Source organism: Streptomyces sp. ActVer, from assembly GCF_027270795.1.
In the GTDB taxonomy this organism is placed as follows: Bacteria; Actinomycetota; Actinomycetes; order Streptomycetales; family Streptomycetaceae; genus Streptomyces; species Streptomyces umbrinus_A.
Window position 1 is genome coordinate 1 of sequence record NZ_JAPWHT010000946.1, and the last position, 984, is coordinate 984.

Below are 984 nucleotides of genomic sequence, written 5' to 3' on the forward strand. Positions count from 1 at the left end.
ACCTGCTGCTGTGGCGGCTGCGGGACCACCGGGACCTGGCCGCCTTCGTGGACCACGCCATCGGCCCGCTCCGCGACCACGACAACCGCTCCAAGCCTCCGCTGCTGCCCACCCTGGAGACGTATCTGGCGCACGCGGGCCGCAAGGCGGAGACCGCGCGCGAACTGCACCTCAACCGGCAGACGCTCTACAACCGCCTCGCGAGGATCGGGGAGTTGCTCGGAACGGACCTCGACGACCCGCAGACGGTACTGGCCCTGAGCCTGGCGCTGAGGGCCCGCAGACTCGTCCCGTAGGACGTAGGACCGCCCCCGCCTGCCGCCCTACGAAAGCCGTGTTACTGGAGCTGTCCTACGGCAGCGGCAACGGCTTGGTCAGTTCGTCGTACACGCTGAGGACCTGGGCCACCGTCTCGTCCTCGGTCGGCCAAGTGGCCACCTGGAGCGTGCCCTTGTCCCTGAGGAGCTCGCGCCGGGCGGGGTCGGCGAGAAGAGCCTCGACGGCCTCGGCGAGCGCTTCGGAGTCTCCGTGCGGAACGAGTTCGGCCGCGTCGCCGACGAGTTCGGGGATGCCTCCGGCGGCCGCCGCGACGAGCGGCACGCGCGCGTGGAGGGCCTCCTGGGCGAGCACCGAGCGCGATTCCCAGCTGCCGGGCAGCAGCGCGAGATCGGCGGCGGCCAGCAACTCCCCGATGTCGTCACGCGGGCCGACGAGACGCACGGGCAGCCCCTCGTTCACGATGCGCCGCTGGAGTTCACCGCGCAGCGGCCCCTCCCCGGCGATCACGACCAGTGGTACGGGATCGAGCCGCCGCCACGCGCGCGTGGCGTCCAGCAGCGTGTCGTACCCCCGGTGCCGGTCCAGGGAGCCGACGGCCATCAGCAACGGCCGGTCTGTCGCGCCGAGTTCGGCCCGCGCCTTGGGGCGCAGCCGGTCGGCGTCCTCGCTCTCGGCGAGGGGCCGGCGCGGGGCGGGCAGCGCGAC

General features: G+C 73.1%; 2 protein-coding genes. One reads left to right on the top strand and one right to left on the bottom strand.

Going from position 1 to position 984, the window contains the following annotated elements; translation table 11 throughout:
* Positions 1 to 296: CdaR family transcriptional regulator (locus tag O3Q52_RS53520; RefSeq protein WP_269655603.1), on the top strand; the 296-nt coding region annotated here is incomplete at its 5' end.
* A 55-nt stretch (positions 297 to 351) separates the two neighbouring features.
* On the opposite strand, the gene O3Q52_RS53525 is transcribed toward O3Q52_RS53520, so the two are convergent.
* A partial coding sequence (locus tag O3Q52_RS53525) for a glycosyltransferase family 4 protein (protein ID WP_269655604.1) occupies positions 352 to 984 on the bottom strand: 633 nt, incomplete at its 5' end.